Below are 18,596 nucleotides of genomic sequence, written 5' to 3' on the forward strand. Positions count from 1 at the left end.
AAGCTAAAATAACTACGTTCTTTGTGTATACAAAAAACCTACCCTTTCAAATTACCACTTTTAATTTACCGTCTTAGTCTGAAGCCACCAAAGAATAAGCATCAGAACCATAATTGGGATCACCTGGTTTTCTTGTAATTATTCTTAGAGTACCCATATAGGTTTCCACATGATTCACCCCTTGACTTAAAGATTTCTGAACGCCATCAGCATGGGCCCATGGCCATTTATAAATACCCCATTTGGCATTCCCTCCCCAAGGATAACGTGAATAGACCGTTGCCACCTGTTTATCATACACTTTGTTGCCGTTTATCCAAACTTGCAGATGCCCATTTGATGAGTCGCCCCAAATAGCATGTACCACTATTTTTAATTTTTGGCCCGCTCTTGGCGTTATACCTGTAGGATGATAATCCTTACCATTAGCTGCATTGATAACATATATTTCACCAGCATCATGGCCTATCATCTGACCGTCTTTTATAATCATTAATTCTGTGTGAGGAGATTCACCGGTTACACCGGGGTGTACTTGAAAAAAGAGCCACTGATTGTTCTTATCGATTTTATAATCATTTCCAAAAGTATAGTCCCAACCAAACCACTCCTCCGTTCCTTTTGGTTGTTTTACTTTCCAAGGTAACGTGCTGATTTCTGCCCTCATGTTAAAATCTCTAGAACACCAATTTTCTGTTCTAGGATTGGTAGGATCCACACGAAATTTCAAACGACTCCCTTCCTGTGTTACCTGTTTTTCATAACATTCTGAATCTATTTTAAGTTCTCCGTTACTGATGGGAGGACCATTCATCTCTGAGTAATCAGGAATCGAAACGTTATTCCAGCACCATATTTTAGCTCCCGATTCATTTGCCATACCGCCTCCGGTACTACAGTCAATATTCCCAATTTGTGCTTGGTTGACAGTAATCGTAAGGTTATCTGTATTTGCCAAACCACTCTCATCTGTCACCGTAAAACTAACATTATAAACCCCTGGATTGTTAAAGGTATAACTCGTGTCTGCCTGAGAAGAAGACCCTCCCGCAAAATCCCAATAATAATTAGTAATAGCTAAATCATCGGAAGAATCACTTCCCTTAAAATTCACTGTAAGCGGGGCATCACCAGAAAGTCTGCTAGCAGATGCCTTCGCAATGGGTGCTTCGTTTTGTCTTGCTTCAACCTGAATAGTTGTAGTTTCCGTGTCACTAAGACCTTTTTCATCTTCGACCCTTAGCTCAACATTATAAGTTCCTGGCTCATTAAAAGTGTGTTGGACATTTCTTTGATCAGATAAAGAACCGTCTTTAAAGTTCCACTCATATTTAGTAATACCATTATCATCTGTTGAACTGCTACTTGTAAAATTAACTAAAAGCGGAGCTGTTCCATTTTTTGAATTAGTCGTTATCTTAGCGGAAGGAGCTTCGTTGGTCGGTGCTTCTGCCCTAATAGCAATTGTAGTTTTATTATTCTGCCCTTCGCTATCTGTAACGGTAAGTTCTACCAAATATTCACCTGCTGATTCAAAAGTATGTGAAGCACTAGCCTTATCTGATGAATTGCCGTCTTTAAAATTCCATGCGTAAGAAGATATACTATTATCATCTGTAGAATTCGTTGATGTAAAATCCACTTCTAGAGGAATGATACCGGATGTTTTAGAGGCACTTGCCCTTGCAACTGGTACTTCGTCTTGCTCAGCCGTTACATCTATTGAAATAACATTTTTATGAGTCAGTCCGCTTTCATCTTCAACAGTAAGCTCAACGTCATAAACACCTTTTTCTTCAAAAGTGTGGGTTGGCTCTATATCATTTGAGGATGACCCATCTTTAAAATCCCATGAATATTTTATGACTTTTTGATCATCTGTAGAGCTACTACCATCGAAGTTTACTTTGAGCGGCGCAGAACCACCAGTTAAGTTGGCCGTCAGTTTTGCAATTGGAGCTTCGTTATCTTTAGCCTTGACCGTAATTGTAACTGACTTACTATCACTAAGTCCTTTTTCGTCTTTAACCGTTAATTCCACATCATAACTTCCCGCCTCATCAAATGTAAAAGTAGGATTCGCTTCATTAGAAGTTTTACCATTTTTGAAATTCCAACTGTAATTAACAACAGAAACATCGTCAGTAGAATTATTTCCTATGAAAGTAACTTGTAAAGGGACATTTCCACTTAATGGAGTAGCATCTAATATAGCTATCGGCGCTGAATTTTTAATTTCCTCAGGAGTAGTTACAGGTTCGGTATCAGAAACATCTACAACAACTTCTTCTTCTGTAGTTTCATCCTCTTCAGTCTTTTCTTTCTCTTTAGTACTTTCCTCAGCAGCCTCTTCCTCTATAACTTCTTCTTCAGCTGGCTCTTCCCCTACTATCTCTCCAGTCTCTTCTTCCTCTTCTAACCCTTCCTCAACAATCTTCTCAATGACTTCTTCTTCTGTTGACACCTCTTCTCCTGTAACTTCCTCTATAGGCTCGTTTTCCGAAAGCTCTTCATCAACTATAACATCAGGTTCAACAAAGCTTATAGGGCCAGAATCTACTGGTGCATTATATTGAATCACTAATGCACTACCCTTGCTACTTGTGTCTTCTTTGGCTGAAAAGGCTAGGTCATCTCCGTCTTTATGATCCAGAACTAAAGTTGAAAGTGATGGTTCTATATATGTTGTGTCCAAATCTATAGACACAGTATTGTTTATTCTATATTCTTGATTAATAGCCCCAATCTGTATGCCGGTTTCAGGTGCCGATTTTTCTGAAAGTTCAGTCTCCGTCCAATCATTTGAATGTCCTTGAAAAACGTCTATTTCACCGTTACCATCATCTTTACTGATGACAAATTCTAAACTGGCACTTAAAATAATTCCACCAATAGAATCTATTGGACTAAGGTCAAACATTAAATAACTCGTTCTACGCTCTTCTTGCAGCCTAATTAATGCCTCATTATAACCTATACCATTTTGAATATACGCATCATGAACCGGGTAGAAAATAGCTGTTCTATTTTCCATCTCTATTGCATCAGCTACGTCCAAACTATCCATTTCACTGGGCAACTCAACTTCCTCTACAACCACTTCGGCCAAGTTTTCAGATTCTTTATCAATGACTGGAAGAGCTGAATCTAGAACAGTATCGCGCAAAGCATCAACATCCTTATTGCACGACAAATTGATTAAAAACGTGGACACTATAAAAGAGGTAGTGTAAACCAAAGTCTTTTTGGGGAATAATTTCATAAGTGGTTCTATACGGGTAATTCTACTTTTGCAAAATAACTACGCCGCTATATACGCAGATTTAACCGGAAATAGCCGACGTAAACCACAAAAAATCGATGAAATGCACAAAAAACCCAAATACGAATTCTATACAAAAGAACAACCTTGGCTAAAAGTATAGGAAAACGCTATTTTGGAGAAACAATTGCGTATGAATCTTTACCATAATCCGGGTTACTAGGTTCTCTAGTTATCATTTTTAATGACCCCATAAAAGTCTCAAGATGCGTGATGCCTTGATCGTGAGATTTCTCAACACCACTAGCTTCTGCCCAAGGCCATTTGTAGATACCCCATTTAGCATTACCGCCCCATGGGTAGGCCGAATACACCGTTGGCACTTGTTTATCATAAACGATCTTTTCGTTAATCCACACCTGCAAAAGACCGTTTGATTCATCTCCCCAAATAGCGTGTACAACTATATTAAAGGTTTCTCCGGCCGTTGGTATAATACCTGTTGGATGGTAATCCTTACCATTGGCAGCGTTGATGACGAAAATTTCTCCCGCATCATGACCGTTCATTTGCCCTTCCTTAACAACCATCAACTCTGTTTGAGGAGATTCACCTACAATACCCGGATGAACCTGAAAAAAAAGCCATTGATTATTTTTATCAATTATATAATCTGACCCAAATGTATAACTCCATCCAAACCATTCTTCCGTACCTTTTGGATGATCAACCCTCCATGGCTGCGTGCTTATTTCAGCGCGCATGTTAAAATCTCGAGAACACCAATCTTCTACTACGGGAAAAGTTGGATTTAAACTAAACTTGACTCGACCATCTTCTATAGTCACTTGCTTTTCATAACATTCTGAATCGACTTTCATTTGGCCATTACTGAACAAAACCCCTTTCTTTTCTGAATAATCAGGAATAGAGGCATCTTCCCAACACCATGTCTTTAAACCTAACTCATTAGCCATTGCCCCATTTGTCACACATTCAATTTCCACACTTGCCTTTTCCGATTCGCTAGCCACCAGATCATTGCCTTCACTACTGTCTCTGATTTCCACTGTTTTTTGAAGCCCAGCGACGCTCTCATTTTCCTCAAGGTTTAAATTATCTTTTCCGCAAGAAATCATTGCAAATACCGTAAGGTACAAAATAGTAATATTTGGGACTTTCATAATGTTCTCATAAATCTCATATAGGTTTTGGTAGGTCATCACCTAATGAGATACTTATTTATAATTCTAGTTTACATGGTAGAGGTATTGTCAATTTCATTTCTTAATGCCTTTAGTACAAACTTCAATTGAGATTTGTCTTACCACTTCTAACCCTAACGACAGTTACATAAGTTTAGTACGACTACATTAAACTATACGTTGAAAATCTAGTGTTTTTAAAACAGAATCGATAAAAAGCACGCTATACAAAGGGTAAAACTAGAAAAAATGAGTATTACGAAAGGAGAAGAATATTTTAATATTTATTCCGGAGAAACAAGTGAATATGCACTTTTACCATATTCTAAATCGTTAGCTTTTCGCGTAACGATTTTTAACGGACCAAGATAAGTTTCTAAATGATGAATATTCTGTTGAGCGGATTGACGAACCCCGTTTTCTTTAGACCATCGCCATTTATAGATTCCCCATTTGGCATTTCCCCCAACTTCATTTGAAGCGCGAACAGTTCTAGCCTTACGATCGTGTACCATATTGCCATTTATCCATACCTGCAATAATCCATTAAAAGCATCGCCATATACTATATGAACCACTACAGAGATAGTTTGTCCAGCAACAGGTGTCACACCTGTAGGAAAATATTTGTTTTTATACCTTTCCGCATTATTCACAACATGGATTTCGCCAACCTTTCCACTACCCGGTCCATTTTCGTTCATACACCAAAGCGCCACTAATGGAGGTAAACCCACTGTGCCCTCATGCACCTGAAAAAAAAGCCAAGGAATTTTTGAGTCAACTATATAATCATCGCCAAAAGTATAGGTCCAACCAAACCATTCTTCCGTACCCTTTTCATGGTTTACCGGCCACGGCGAGGTGCTCAACTCTGCACGAAAATTATATTCATTAGAACACCAATCCCGGGGTTGAGGATTAGTTGGTTCCACTCGAAATTTCAGCATCTTGTCTTGAACAGTTATTTGACCCTCAGAACACTCAGAATTAATACTTAGTTGATTCTGTATTAAAGTTGCCCCCTTCTTTCCTGAATAGGTGGGTAAATCAACATCTTGCCAACACCACTCTTTTAGACCCGTTTGTTTGGCGCTACCACCCTTAGATATGCAATCTTGATATCTATTACTTTGACCATCACGTTTTTCCGGTATTTTAGATAGAGTACTAGAAGGGAATAAATCATCAACCGATAAATATCCCATGAAAATAATCACAGTAAAACATCCTATTACGGTATAAAAAACTTGAGAAAACGAAAAATATCTCATCAATAGGAGTAGGTTAAGCCCATGAAATTAAGACAATTTGCATAGACGTTAAAATTAATGTGGAACTACTAAATATTTTCATATATCTCGCTATACTCCCGAGTTACTTTGTCCCAAGTATAATGATCTTCCACCTTAATTTTGGCATTTTTGCCACGTAATTCAAAATCTTCTCGATGATTTTCAGCCCATGTTATCTTTTCAGCTAAATCATCAACATTCTTATTTTCAAAATAAAGCACATCTTCGTCTGTAAAGACCTGGGTGTTCTCTGGTATATCACTTGCAATTATTGGTTTACCGGCACTCGCAACCTCAAGTAACATAATAGACATTCCTTCCGTTTCAGACGGAAAAACAAAATACTCGCTACGTTCAACCAACGCCAATAAAGTAGATAACGGGCTTACAAAACCCAAATAGTGAACATTCAACCCTTTATCCAGCTCTTTTATTTGTTTGATATAATTTGGGTAATTATCTAGCTCTCCCGCCACAAGAATAATTCCAGTATAATTTAACTTTTTATAAGCTTTGAGCATAGTATGCAGACCTTTGGTCCCCATAATCCTACGTGCAGCAAATAGTACAAAAGGTTCTTTAGTGCCTAAGGTTTTTGGCCAAAAGCTATCTACCGCTTTATAATCCACCTTTTCCAGCAAATTAATACCATTGGGTATAAATTGAACATCTACTCCCGCATTGTCCCTATAAAACTCACATAATGGCTTTGAAATAGCGGTTTTGACTCCTGAAAAATTTAAAAATCTTTTTTCTGAAATTTTAAAGAACCATTTAGCAATTTTACCCCACTTATCTCTCTTATAAGGAGCCTCATGAGCAGTAGCAATAACTTTAGCATGCTTACTGAGCGTGTTTAGAAAAAAGAAGCTGTCAATTTTATGTGCGTGAACTATATCATATTTTCCTCTTGTTCTAATATGAAAGCAACACAACCAATAATAGATAAGTACTCCTAAACTACCCAGTTTAATTTCAGGAAACTCTATTACCTCCACACCCTTAATATGACCTTTAGCCTTTTCATTTTTATAACAATAGACCGTAACATCATACTCATTCACCAAATTAAGAATCATATTCTCAGCAACGCGGCTTGTGCCCCCTCTAGAAGGAAAATATTTAATCCCAAAAAAAGCTATTTTTTTCTTCACTGCCATAGTTAAAGATTTCAAATCTTTTATGATTGAATTATTAGTTTTTGAATATTTACTTTAATACACCTTGATAGAGCTGATAATATGCTGAAGTCATTTTCCGTAAACTAAATGTCCTTTCAATTCTATTCTTACTCTCATCTCCCATCTTTGAGGCTTCATCGGGATTATTTAACAAGTACATTACCTTATCTGCCAGAATTTCTGGTGACTTATTAGGGATTAAAAATCCAGTTTTGCCATCAGTAACGATTTCATTGGTTCCGCCGCCTGTAGTGGCCACCACGGGTTTACCCAAAGCCATATATTCAAGAATTGAATTTGAAATACCCTCACCATGCACATCGGTATTCGTAGCCAAAACCCCAACATCAAAAATATTTACCAATGATTCAACGTCGTTTCTAACACCTGTAAAGACAAAATGGGAAATATACTGATCAGGAACCATCTGTTTACATTTTTCAAGATTTGGACCATCTCCTATAGCCAAGAAAACAACATCTGTTTGTTTTTGAAGAATAATTAAACCAGCTCTAATAAAACTTGAGAAATCTTTTTTATCGGTAAAGCTTGCCACCATGCCAACAATTCTCTGTCCAGTAAAACCTAATTCTTTTTTAACGTATTCTGACAATTTTAAATTTGCAATTCTCTCGTTGCCAAAGCCATTATAAATACAAGCTCGCTTATTCTCCGGTACTTGATAAGCATTCAAACCCGCCACTGAATTACCTAATATTACCTGTGAAAAAGGAAAAGTAAGTCTAGCCCTAAGAAGGCGTTTATCAAAGAAACCCATATCTTTTGTAGCATTAACTATGTTTCCATTGATTATTTTAATGCCCAGCAATACCGAAGAGGGAATCGCTAAAATAGTAGACATCGTACCCCAACTATGAATTACATCAGGCTTATAATTTTTACAAAATTTATACAGTCTATAAAAAACCATAGGATTCTTTTTAGGTACTCTTTTCATGATTGTTACAGGAATACCTAACTCAAACACTTCCTTGTAATGCACTTTATCAGAAAAAGTAACCAAAGACAGCTCTACATCTCTATATTCCTTACATCCTTTTATGAGTTCTATCAACCTTCTCTCCCTGCCTCCGGAGGTAAGGCTATCTATAAGTAATAATACTTTCATTCAATATTGGTCAACTACATTTTTAATTCAAACTACAATCACATTAAAGTACGTACTCATTCTACAGTTGGACGTTCCCCTTATCTATGTGAAACGTATTTATATTTTCAATGAGACTCAAGTAATGATTTTGGAACGCTTTATAGCTAAATTTTTCGACTAGATGATCGTAACTTTTCCTGCCCATGTCAATTCTTTTTTGTGGAAATTGTACAAGTTCTTCTAGATATCCAGCCAATGCTTTATCATCTCCGATTTTTGAAATAAACCCGTTTTTTTGGTGAATGACCAATCGTGAGTTATCCCCGGCATCAGTTGCGACTATGGGCAATCCAGAGTTCATAGCCTCCATTACGGAATTTGACACACCTTCAAAAGATGAACTGCACAGATATATATCAGACTCTTCTAAAAGTTGATAAATATTAGACGGGTTTTTTACAAGTTCTACTTCATTTTCTAACCCATACTTTCTTATGTCTTCTCTAATATTTTCTTCTTCAGCACCCTGTCCAACAATTTTGTACCTAAACCTATAGGCCCCAGCTAATGTTTCTTTAAGCTTATAAATGGATTTAAGCGCTACTCCATATTGCTTTTGTTCTACCAATCTACCCATGCTAATTATAGAGATACATGCTCCATTTTGAGGAATTCGCTGCTTAAACGGGTTGATATCTATTCCGTTGGATATTACAAAAACATTCTTCTTAAACCCAAATTTTTGAGACGAACTATAAGCGGCAAAGTTATTTGCTATAGTATAATCCAAAAGGTAATTATTAACCGCCTTTAAGGCCATAAACTTGAGCTTAGGCATATAGCTATTTCTAATGCCTCCAAAAGAATACGATACTCCGGCAAACTTTCCACAAATGGCAGAAAAAATGGTGTCTGTAGGCAAAAAAGAAAAAACGATATCAATTTTTTCTTTTTTAAGAAACTTAATAAAGTTAACGGCATTAAAAAGCACATTAGGAGATAGTACAAGGTGCTCAATCTCTTCCTGCTGTATAAATCTTACATGAGACTCATACCTTGGCTCCGGTTTAAGAATAGCAACAACAACGTTATGCTTATGCTTTAGTGCTTTTGCTAATAACAGGCACTGTTTCTCCGCTCCTCCACGTCCTAAAGAGTTAATTGTAATGCAAATATTTTTTCTTTTTGTCATAGCGGACTTTACGATAGAAATATATACAATATGAGCTATCTGATGATTGTAACTAAAGTTACCTTTCAGTTAATCTATATTTATAGGTTTTCAATAAACGCCTTTAAACGCGCTCCATGAGTTCTATAATCAAATTCTCTTAAGCCTAATTCCTTACCAACTAGTCCCACTTTTTTTGCCTTTTCTGGATTGTCTACTACGAACTTCATTTTCTCGGCGAAGGTTTCAACAATATAATTGCCGGCAACCAACGCCGTCTCCCCATCTTTAAAATAAACAGATATTTCACCAATATTTGTCGTGATGACCGGGTTACCAGAAGCCAAGTATTCTCCAATCTTGTGTGGAAATCTTGATGAGTCTTGAAGCGTTGGTCGTAATGGAATCAATAGGGCACTAGCATTTACATATAATTTCACTAATTGGGAATAAGGTATGTTCGAGAATAACTGAATGGGTTCAGTTTTAAACATATCGTTCATTTCTTGCTGAAAACGTGCCACTTCTTTTTTACTTTCCCCACTTACTATCATATATAACTTTACATTTTCTTCTTGCGAAATATGTTTGTAAGCTTCAAGAATGAAATCTATCACCTCGCGATATGATATGCTGCCACAATACAAGAAATATGGTTCAGAAGGTTCTCTTGATATATTGAACTTATCGAAATCACAAATGATGGGCAATTTTAGGTTTGGTTTTAAAGGTGATGCAACGTGATAAAAATCTTTTAATTTATCACTTATTGGTAATGCCCCATCATACAGTTTAACTATCCATTTATCAAGAATAAAATCATTTATCTTTCTTGAAAGGCTTCTTTTATGATTCATTGAGGAAGCCATTTCAACAAGATTTATTACTATTGGAAACCTAAATAAATATGAAAAAAATACATATCTGAAAACATGTATTAACTTTCTATTTGAAAGAACGCCCATGCTAATCCCTCCGTTTTTCTTTAAATTTCTTAAATATTGGTATTCGCCGTAAATCCCTCGAATCTTTTGAACGTTTCGTTTTATGAAACCTTTTGGCTTATGCACCTCTTTAGAAGTATAGATATAGTTAATTCCTTCATAGGTGCCTTCATACTTAAAATCAGGATGTTCTCCTTGGTTCCAAGAGCCTTTTCTACAGATAATTGTTACCTTAATGTTCTCATGCAGCAGAGCCTTTGCCATTAAAGTCATACGCTGTACAGAAGCTAAGCCATAGGGAAATCTAGCTTCTCCTAAAAAAACAACATGCTTTTGATTTTTCATTTCGTGTTCAGACAAAACTACATTAGTATTAATAAAAACTGTATACCATTTTCCACAGTCAAGTTTCTTGTTTACGTATTATTTACTACTCCGCCCATATACCCCGCTCTTTCTTAGCCAATATTTTGAATACTTGAATTGGGGCCAAGATAGCCAAAGGTATAAGACACGTTACAGTTCCTAGAACTATACCCACCACACCAAAATCAAGGACCTTTACAAAAAAAAGTGATGCTGGAATATTTACTAAGGCTGCGAAAAGATAAGCATACATCTGAATTTTAATTTTTCCTGTACCATTCAAGACAATACTGAAAATATTAATCCAAGTAACCAAGCACACGGACACGGCAACAGTAATAGAAATACCTATAGGTATCGTAAGGTTATCTTGCAACCAGAATTTATATACTAAAGGAGATAACAATACCATAACTGCTGCCAGCCCTAAGGTAACCAACCACACCTTAAGCACTGTTTTTAGAGATTTTTTCATCCAATCAATATCTCCTTTTACATAGGCCTCTATATTGGATGGCCACAGTTGATTTGTAATAATTACAAAAAGAATCATGAATATAGACAAGTACTTATACGCCGCCTCATATTGAGGCACCCCTTCCAAGGAAACAAAACTAGCTATTAAAAGATTATTGGTCTGATGAATTACAAGAAGTGATATTTTAATCAGAAAAAACTTGACACCTAAGGAAAATAAGTCTTTGAAATAAGAAAGCTTAACTGCTTTTAAAGTCGGCCGGTATTGACTGAATTTTCTTCTAAAAAAATATACTCCAACAAACAAAGGTACTAAGGCAAAAGTCATGGCCTTTGCTGTTCCAAAAAGCAATAGTGAATCGCTCATGATAAAAGGAATCAACAAAATTAACACTAAGAAAGATGCTTTAGTCAATAACGAAAAGTACTCAACATAGGCCATTTTCTGTAGCGCGTAGAATATCTCGTATACATTGCGGGTTACAAATCTAATACCAAAAGCAACTATTATCACCGCTCCAAGCATCTTAACCTCTTCTACCATACTGGGCTCAATATTTAGCCAACCGGTCCATGGTAGTATAAAATTGAGTGAAAGTAATACAAACGTTAGTAAAGTAACAATGGCTCCAAGTACAAAATACGCCGTGCTCACATAGTGCACAGCCTCTTCTTCCTCATTTTTTGCAATCGCCTCTCCAAATTTATTTCGAAGTCCTAGACCAATTCCAATGTCAAAGTTCAAAAACCAATCAATGGTAGATAATAAAGTCAGGTAGATCCCAAACTTCATCGCCCCAAGATAATCTAATGATAGAGGAAAATAAAGAAACCCTATTAAGATGCCCACCCCCTTGATGATAATGGTCAAAAATATATTCTTTTTAGCCTTGCCTGAGCGTCCTTTATCTTTTCCAATAAGCCTTTTTGCCTTTTCTAATAGTTTCATAGGTAAACTTGGGCTATTTTGAGTAATCCGCTTGGGATGTCAATAATCGATTCTCCTCAATTTTATGTATACCCATACCCATGCCAATGTGCACGGCATACAACACAGAAACATAAGAGAGAAATAAAAAGGTGTTTGTGAGGTTACCTATCATAAATATTACACTTGCTAAAAAAGGAATTACAAAATATAAGTTTGAATGAAAGGAGCGAGAATAGTACAATGCTGAAAGCATAACAAATAAAGTAAAACAAACGAATGCCGGCACACCATATTCAAACAATGAAGAAAAATATCCACTATGCAAACTACCTGTAGTTGCGGTTGCACGATCTCTATCTCCTGTTATTCTCAAAAGATTAATGTAATACACTTCATTTTTAAGACCTCCATAGCCAAGCCACGGTTTCTTATGAATATTATCTATTACCATACCATAATACCCTTTTCGACCTCCCACGGAATCCGTTAGACGTTCTTTTACCATTGTACTGTTCATAATGTCTTGATAGTAAAAAATACCCGCACAAAGCAGTATAGCCAAACCTGTTAATCCAGCAAATAACATTTTTTCAAGAGCTATCTTATAAATAAAAATAAGATAAGTAATCAACACTAGGGCTAGTATTATCCAACTCATTCTCATAAACGAAGTAACTACGCCTATAGAAAACAAAATAACAAGACCCGTTTTCCAAAGGTTATTTTTCACGGTAGTAAACACCCATACAATTGCTATAATTAAAAAATATGAATGGAAATATTCTGTACTAAAGATTCCATTAGATCTAATTACCGCCCCAAAAGCCGGCCTATCATCTCCAATTCTCATAAAGTAGGGTTCAACCCCTAATTGTACAATAGCAACTAAACTTGTAACGATAGCCCCTATGATTATAGATTTTCCAATTAAATCATAAGTTGGCTGATCCGCCATTAACTTTAGACCAAAAAGAATAATGACAAATGCAAAAGATTCCAGTACCGTTTTTAATGCATCACCAGAACCCACCTCATCCACATTCACACCTATTGAGATTGTAAGTAGAATGATATAAAGTGCAAGCGGAATCATGAATAACGGAGTGCTTCTTTTAGAGGAGGACAATAGCTTTTCTTTAGACAAAAGCGTTTTCCGTATTATAAAAAAGAGCAATAAAAGATATATGAGCCTTATAGGCTGAATTTCAAAAAAGCTAAAACCCGGTATTTTAATTGTAAGCAGTTCATTTATATTTCCTGTCAAAAAGTAAAAGGACAAAAGAAAACCCTCTAACTTGTACTTAGAATCGCTTTTATAGGTCAAATACGAAGCAATTAGCCCAGCAATTACAAAATAGATGTAAAAGTGGTGTATTTGAACTCCTGTCCAACTAAAATGCTGCTCGTAGTTACCCATTCCCCTTATAGCAAAATTCGATTCAAAAGTTGTATATACCTATCCAATAGCTTATTAACCTTACACCGAAAACGACTTATCCACAAGTTGTTTTTCCTTGTTCAGACCATATTTGGCTTCATACCCATATTTATGGTCCTCTTTTAATGCATCATTAAATATGATATAGCTCTTTTTCTTTTTATCACGAGGAATCAAATTTTCAAGATCTTCTAAAAACTCCACTTTAGAAATATTTCTTCTCACTACGAACAGATTAATATCCATAACATCTAAAAGCAGAAGAAAGTCAGACACCAAACCTACTGCAGGGGTATCTAAAATAACGTAGTCATATTCCTGTTTCAGCTTCTCAACAACAGACTTCATTTTATCACTGGACAATAACTCATGAACATTACCGTCTACGATTTCCGAAGGGATAAATTTTAAATTTTTGACTTTTTCATGTGAGTGAATAACTTCATTCAATGAACTTAGTTCTCCCATTAAATAGTTGGATAATCCTTTCCCCTTTATTTTACGAACCCCTTTAACCAGACTAGGGTTTCTCAAATCGGCATCAATAATTATGGTTTTCTTTCCCGCTTCTGCAAGTGTTATTCCCAGATTAATTGCACTATAAGTTTTGCCTTCCTCAGGCAATATAGAGGTTATGCCAATAACTCCTTTATCTGCAGAATTAACAAGTTTAAGATTTGTACTCAGATCTCGGAATGATTCTTTAAGCTTCCAAAGTGCCACTTCCGAATCAGATTCTGCCGGTTTAAAATTTTGGTCTACAAAATCAAAAAGCTTTTCACTACCCTTAATTTTCCTTACCCACTTCTCAATATCAAAATCCAAAAAAGGAACCACTAGCTCCCTTTTCTTTTTTGGCTCATTATCATAATGCACGATACTCGCTATTATTGGCATATCACTATTCGCCATAACCTGCTGAACATTCTCAATAGTATCATCTGGTGAAAAGAATATCATCCACCCCAAAGGTATGAGCATACCTAACACTACGGCAAGAGCCAATAAAAGAGATTTTTGTGGTGCTACAGGACCATTCCCCACCATTCTTGCTTCATCTAATATTCTCGTATCGGACGTACTCTCCGCTCTTGCTATTCCTGTTTTAGCCAACTCTTGACTCAAGTACTTGTACAGATTCTCATACAGCGTATTTTGCCGCTCAATATTAAGCAATTGTATTTCTCTAGTAGGTAAAGAGCTTATCTGCTCATCAATGTTAGACAATTGAGATGTTATACCACCTAGAGCTGCTTGTGAAGACCTAACTGCACTTCTTAGGTTATTCAACAACAGTTCTGTAGATTCTTTTATTTGACCGTTTAAAATGGTCATCTCCTCATTGTTGCTCGTCACATAAAATTTCTTTCTTGAGCGCTCTGCGTATAATTCTTTTAATGCGAGAATATTCTGGTTGATCATGGGGTCCTCCAGGCCGATTCCGGAAGGCATTATGAATTCATCCTTGTTTCTATTACTCTTTACACTCCTAATAATGGAGTTATAATAATTAATATTCATTTTTATTTTGGCAGCCTCAACCTGAAGGTTATTGGTCTGATCTAAAGCATTTGAGGCCGTAGCACCTAAATCCACAGCCTTCTTGTCCCTTTTAAAGGCTTCTAGCTTTACCTCGAATTTGTTTAATGAATCAGATATGACCCTTAACTGATTTCTAATAAAAGCTTCTTTCCCCGCTGCAATCTCTGTTCTTGACGAAAGTTCGTTCTGAACATAATTCTGAGTTAGCTTTTTGAGAAAATCAACTTCTTTACTTACAATAGGCCCCGATGAAACTATTTTAAAAATACTGGCCTGGATATCAATATTGTCGGCCTCTAATTTACCCATGTAATTTTTAGTGACTCCCTCAATGTTATTAATTACAAAGCTTAAATCATCTCCGTCAAAATCTTCATCGTTTACGCTATATTCAGGTCTATTTAGAGTAAACGTGAAATATTCGTGTTCTACAGTATCTCCGAACTTATACTCCCCAGAAAAATCAAAACTTCTTTCTACATCTCTTACAGATCCGTTCAATGGATTAGAAACACCGAACTCGTCGCCTTCAATATTCAAGCGGTAACTATCGTCGGATAGTAATTCAATTTCAAAAGGAACCCCATACAATTGAGGTTTAGAACGATCCAAAAAAACTTCAAACGGAAAATATCCGTACTTCTCTTCTTCAGAAGACAAGAAGCTTTTGGTATAGTATGACACATCAAAACTAAGGTCTTCTATAGTTTGCCTAATGAGACTAAATGATTTTAAAATACCTATTTCATTATATAGGTTTTTCTCCATTTCAATAAGGCTCACTCCGCCTTCAACATATTCACTGTCTCCCAAAACCCGGTTTCTACCTTTAGAGTCAATCAAAACAGAAGTGGAAACCTCATAAATTGGTGTGGCCACAGCAATATAAATCAACGCCAAAAGAACAAAGAGACCTATACTGGCCATAAAAAACATTTTGTTCTTATATATTTTTCTAAAAAATAATTTTAAGTTAATCTCTTGCTGAGCATTAACTTGATTATTCTTTTTCTCTTTCATCTCGTTATCATTAATGTTTTCTTCCAGCCCAAATACTTTTCCTTTTTTGAACCTTCATGAAATTCTACTTTTACACTTACCCGGTAAGGAAACTCTGGCGCATTAGTTGTTATTGAAACTCAATACTAATATGGTCGTAGATATTGCGGAAAGCACTAAACTGAAAACTCCCAAGTTCTTTTGAAAAAGATTTTCTTTTGATGTTTCTACGTACAACACATCATTGGGATGTAAAAAATAATAGGGCGACCTTATGATTTCCGGGCTTGTCAAATCTAAATCTACCACAATGGATTTATCTCCCTTTTGACGAATCAATTTAACGTTCTTACGCTTTGCAGATATGTTTAAATCCCCCGCGGCACTTAAAGCCTCAAAAATGGTTGCTTGAGTATTATATATATACGTTGTTCCTGGAGTTTTTACATCACCTAGAACCGAAACCTTGAAGCTGGTAAGCTTTACGGATACCACGGCATTCAATAAATATTTGTCTATTTCGGTTTGTACGAAATCGCGAATTTCTTCAACAGTCATGTCCTGCACATTAACCTTTCCCACGATAGCCAAATCTATAGCCCCTTCTTTATCAACAGTATAGCCTGTTAAAAAAAGTGAAGCAGGATTAGCCTGCAAATTTCTGTTTTCTACGGTTGAATTATTAAAATATGCTACTTGATCAGGATCTCTACTTTGCACTTTAACACTTAACACATCATTTGGTTGCACTCCATATTCCGTAGGTCTCAGACGTATGGTCATTTCTTGATCAGGACTTTGAAGGTAATTCACACCTTTAGTAGTATAACAAGAAGTTAATGTTAAAGTGATCAATATTACAAAAACCCGCTGCAGGGAAAGTGCGGCATATGCATTTTTAAAAAAAGTAAGCATCGGTTTTTTTATGCTTGGTATAATTGTCATGGCTTAATTTTTACTTAGTCTCTTATTTTCGGATTCGATTTTTAACGTATAGAACATACGTTTGGAACAAGGGCGTTATTCGCCCAAGTATGCAAAAGATTAAAATGCCTTTTTATGGTGACTCCCAAAAATGGTAAGAAAAATGATTTTAACATCTAACCAAGGACTCCAATTTTCAATGTACCATAAATCATGATTTACTCTTTGATTTTTTTGCTCATCTGTCACAGTTGGACCTCTCCAGCCATTTACTTGTGCCCAGCCTGTTATACCAGGTTTAACATAGCTTCTAACCATATAATGATTTACCGTCTTTCTAAAGTCATTTTGCAGATTGATTCTATGTGGTCGAGGACCTATAACACTCATCTCCCCTTTTAAAACATTGTAAAACTGGGGCAATTCATCTAAATCTCCTTTTCTTAAGAACTTACCTATACGAGTAATTCTAGGATCATTAACTACAGTAGACTTAGAACCGTTAACCGGATCTTCCGTTACTGACATTGTTCTGAACTTATAGCATTTAAAAGTTTTGCCCGCTTCACCCTTCCTAAGGGGGGTGTAAAACACCGGTCCTTTGGAGTCTATCTTTATAAGTAAGGCAATAATTAAAAATATAGGAGACAGTAATACCAATACGACAAGAGCAAAACAAAAATCGAACAATCTTTTTAGTACAGTTGTACTAAAGTGATCTAGGGGAGACTCACGAAGTTTAAAAACCGCCAAATCTCCCATGGTGACAGCCTTGTAATTTTTAGATTTTAAAAGTGGGTTTTTAGGAATCAATTTCACCCTCACCCCAAAACTATCAGCTATCGATATTGTCTCCATGATTTTTTCATGCTTCATACCCGCCATGGCAATAAAAATATCATCAATACCATGATTTGACAGCGCCTCTGGCAAATCATCTATACTACCGAAAATATTAAACCCTAAAACGTTTTTCGGCTTCTTATCTCTGTTCTCCAAGTAGCCCATGATATTATAGCCGTACTGGGTCATCGCATTAGTAAAACCCTGAATGTTGTTTTCATCATAGCCCGACCCTATAAGTAATGTATCGGAAAAAAGATGCGAAGCCCTTTTCTTTAAATATTGCAACAAATACTTATGGCTCACCAAGTTTAAATAGGAAAAAATAAAAATAGGTATAATAAAAGTTGATCGCGCAAAATACCTGATTTTTAGCAAAATAACAGCACTAATAACGAAACCAACGAAGAAAAAAAGTGATGTTACTATACTCTTAAAATAACCAAAATCCGGATTAAAATAAAACTCACTACTCCTAATGTACATAATGATTACTAACCAAGTAACATTATAGATGACCATTAACCGCACCATATTCCAAAGAATTGCCGTGTCACTAAATGAAAAATCAGGCAATTTGAACATAAAGCATATGGTCAAAACTACATTGAGTAGAACAAACTCAAATGCAAGTAAATTTATAAGAATAAATCTATTTTTTGAATTCATGGGGGATATTTAGTCGGTTTTAAAAGTTTATAAAATAGTTTGCCTCCTCACCGAACAACGCCAAATATATGAATGAAATAATTAACTTTTAATGAATATTACTTCTTCTACGGCAATTGACCTAAAAATTAGTCAATCCACATTATATTAAGTAAAACATTAAAAGATGTTCGGAATTATCATATAGTCGATCTACGAATTAATCATCAACTTAGATGCTTACATTACGCAAGCTTAA

General features: G+C 35.9%; 12 protein-coding genes. All 12 read right to left on the reverse strand.

Translation table 11 applies throughout. From position 1 onward, the window contains the following. Positions 1-73: 73 nt before the first annotated feature. Positions 74-3,262 (reverse strand): PKD domain-containing protein, encoded by a 3,189-nt coding sequence (locus P0077_RS06955; RefSeq protein WP_276168404.1) that lies wholly within the window; start codon positions 3,260-3,262, stop codon positions 74-76. Positions 3,263-3,432: 170 nt separating this feature from the next. Further along, positions 3,433-4,485 (reverse strand): heparin lyase I family protein, encoded by a 1,053-nt coding sequence (locus P0077_RS06960; RefSeq protein WP_276168405.1) that lies wholly within the window; start codon positions 4,483-4,485, stop codon positions 3,433-3,435. A 266-nt stretch (positions 4,486-4,751) separates the two neighbouring features. Next, the gene (locus P0077_RS06965) at positions 4,752-5,675 is read right to left on the reverse strand and encodes a heparin lyase I family protein (protein ID WP_276168406.1); all 924 of its coding nucleotides are present in this window, start codon (positions 5,673-5,675) and stop codon (positions 4,752-4,754) included. Positions 5,676-5,809: 134 nt separating this feature from the next. Next, a complete protein-coding gene (locus tag P0077_RS06970; RefSeq protein ID WP_276168407.1) occupies positions 5,810-6,922 on the reverse strand; it encodes a glycosyltransferase family 4 protein in 1,113 nt (370 codons plus the stop codon). A 49-nt stretch (positions 6,923-6,971) separates the two neighbouring features. Further along, positions 6,972-8,072 carry a glycosyltransferase gene (locus tag P0077_RS06975; RefSeq protein ID WP_276168408.1) on the reverse strand — a complete coding sequence of 367 codons (1,101 nt, stop codon included), beginning with the start codon at positions 8,070-8,072 and terminating at the stop codon, positions 6,972-6,974. A 61-nt stretch (positions 8,073-8,133) separates the two neighbouring features. Beyond that, positions 8,134-9,246: a glycosyltransferase gene (locus P0077_RS06980; protein ID WP_276168409.1), complete on the reverse strand. Its 1,113-nt coding sequence runs from the start codon at positions 9,244-9,246 to the stop codon at positions 8,134-8,136. An 80-nt stretch (positions 9,247-9,326) separates the two neighbouring features. After that, positions 9,327-10,514, reverse strand: coding sequence for a glycosyltransferase (locus P0077_RS06985; RefSeq protein ID WP_276168410.1), 1,188 nt, complete (start codon positions 10,512-10,514; stop codon positions 9,327-9,329). Between the two features lie 85 nt (positions 10,515-10,599). Then, the gene (locus P0077_RS06990; RefSeq protein WP_276168411.1) at positions 10,600-11,961 is read right to left on the reverse strand and encodes a lipopolysaccharide biosynthesis protein; all 1,362 of its coding nucleotides are present in this window, start codon (positions 11,959-11,961) and stop codon (positions 10,600-10,602) included. Positions 11,962-11,974: 13 nt separating this feature from the next. Next, positions 11,975-13,360 (reverse strand): O-antigen ligase family protein, encoded by a 1,386-nt coding sequence (locus P0077_RS06995; protein ID WP_276168412.1) that lies wholly within the window; start codon positions 13,358-13,360, stop codon positions 11,975-11,977. Positions 13,361-13,420: 60 nt separating this feature from the next. Further along, positions 13,421-15,943, reverse strand: coding sequence for a polysaccharide biosynthesis tyrosine autokinase (locus P0077_RS07000; protein WP_276168413.1), 2,523 nt, complete (start codon positions 15,941-15,943; stop codon positions 13,421-13,423). Between the two features lie 102 nt (positions 15,944-16,045). After that, entirely contained in the window at positions 16,046-16,867 is an 822-nt protein-coding gene (locus P0077_RS07005; RefSeq protein WP_276168414.1) for a polysaccharide biosynthesis/export family protein, read from the reverse strand. A gap of 99 nt (positions 16,868-16,966) precedes the next feature. After that, entirely contained in the window at positions 16,967-18,358 is a 1,392-nt protein-coding gene (locus P0077_RS07010) for an exopolysaccharide biosynthesis polyprenyl glycosylphosphotransferase (RefSeq protein ID WP_276168415.1), read from the reverse strand. Positions 18,359-18,596 lie beyond the last annotated feature (238 nt).

Origin of the sequence: Zobellia alginiliquefaciens (genome assembly GCF_029323795.1) — a bacterium.
Lineage (GTDB): Bacteria > Bacteroidota > Bacteroidia > Flavobacteriales > Flavobacteriaceae > Zobellia > Zobellia alginiliquefaciens.

Bases quoted from the DNA above. Each gene is read 5' to 3' on its own strand.
- P0077_RS06955 (WP_276168404.1), bottom strand. From the start codon at position 3,262: ATGAAATTATTCCCCAAAAAGACTTTGGTTTACACTACCTCTTTTATA.
- P0077_RS06960 (WP_276168405.1), bottom strand. From the start codon at position 4,485: ATGACCTACCAAAACCTATATGAGATTTATGAGAACATTATGAAAGTC.
- P0077_RS06965 (WP_276168406.1), bottom strand. From the start codon at position 5,675: ATGGGATATTTATCGGTTGATGATTTATTCCCTTCTAGTACTCTATCT.
- P0077_RS06970 (WP_276168407.1), bottom strand. From the start codon at position 6,922: ATGGCAGTGAAGAAAAAAATAGCTTTTTTTGGGATTAAATATTTTCCT.
- P0077_RS06975 (WP_276168408.1), bottom strand. From the start codon at position 8,072: ATGAAAGTATTATTACTTATAGATAGCCTTACCTCCGGAGGCAGGGAG.
- P0077_RS06980 (WP_276168409.1), bottom strand. From the start codon at position 9,246: ATGACAAAAAGAAAAAATATTTGCATTACAATTAACTCTTTAGGACGT.
- P0077_RS06985 (WP_276168410.1), bottom strand. From the start codon at position 10,514: ATGAAAAATCAAAAGCATGTTGTTTTTTTAGGAGAAGCTAGATTTCCC.
- P0077_RS06990 (WP_276168411.1), bottom strand. From the start codon at position 11,961: ATGAAACTATTAGAAAAGGCAAAAAGGCTTATTGGAAAAGATAAAGGA.
- P0077_RS06995 (WP_276168412.1), bottom strand. From the start codon at position 13,360: ATGGGTAACTACGAGCAGCATTTTAGTTGGACAGGAGTTCAAATACAC.
- P0077_RS07000 (WP_276168413.1), bottom strand. From the start codon at position 15,943: ATGAAAGAGAAAAAGAATAATCAAGTTAATGCTCAGCAAGAGATTAAC.
- P0077_RS07005 (WP_276168414.1), bottom strand. From the start codon at position 16,867: ATGACAATTATACCAAGCATAAAAAAACCGATGCTTACTTTTTTTAAA.
- P0077_RS07010 (WP_276168415.1), bottom strand. From the start codon at position 18,358: ATGAATTCAAAAAATAGATTTATTCTTATAAATTTACTTGCATTTGAG.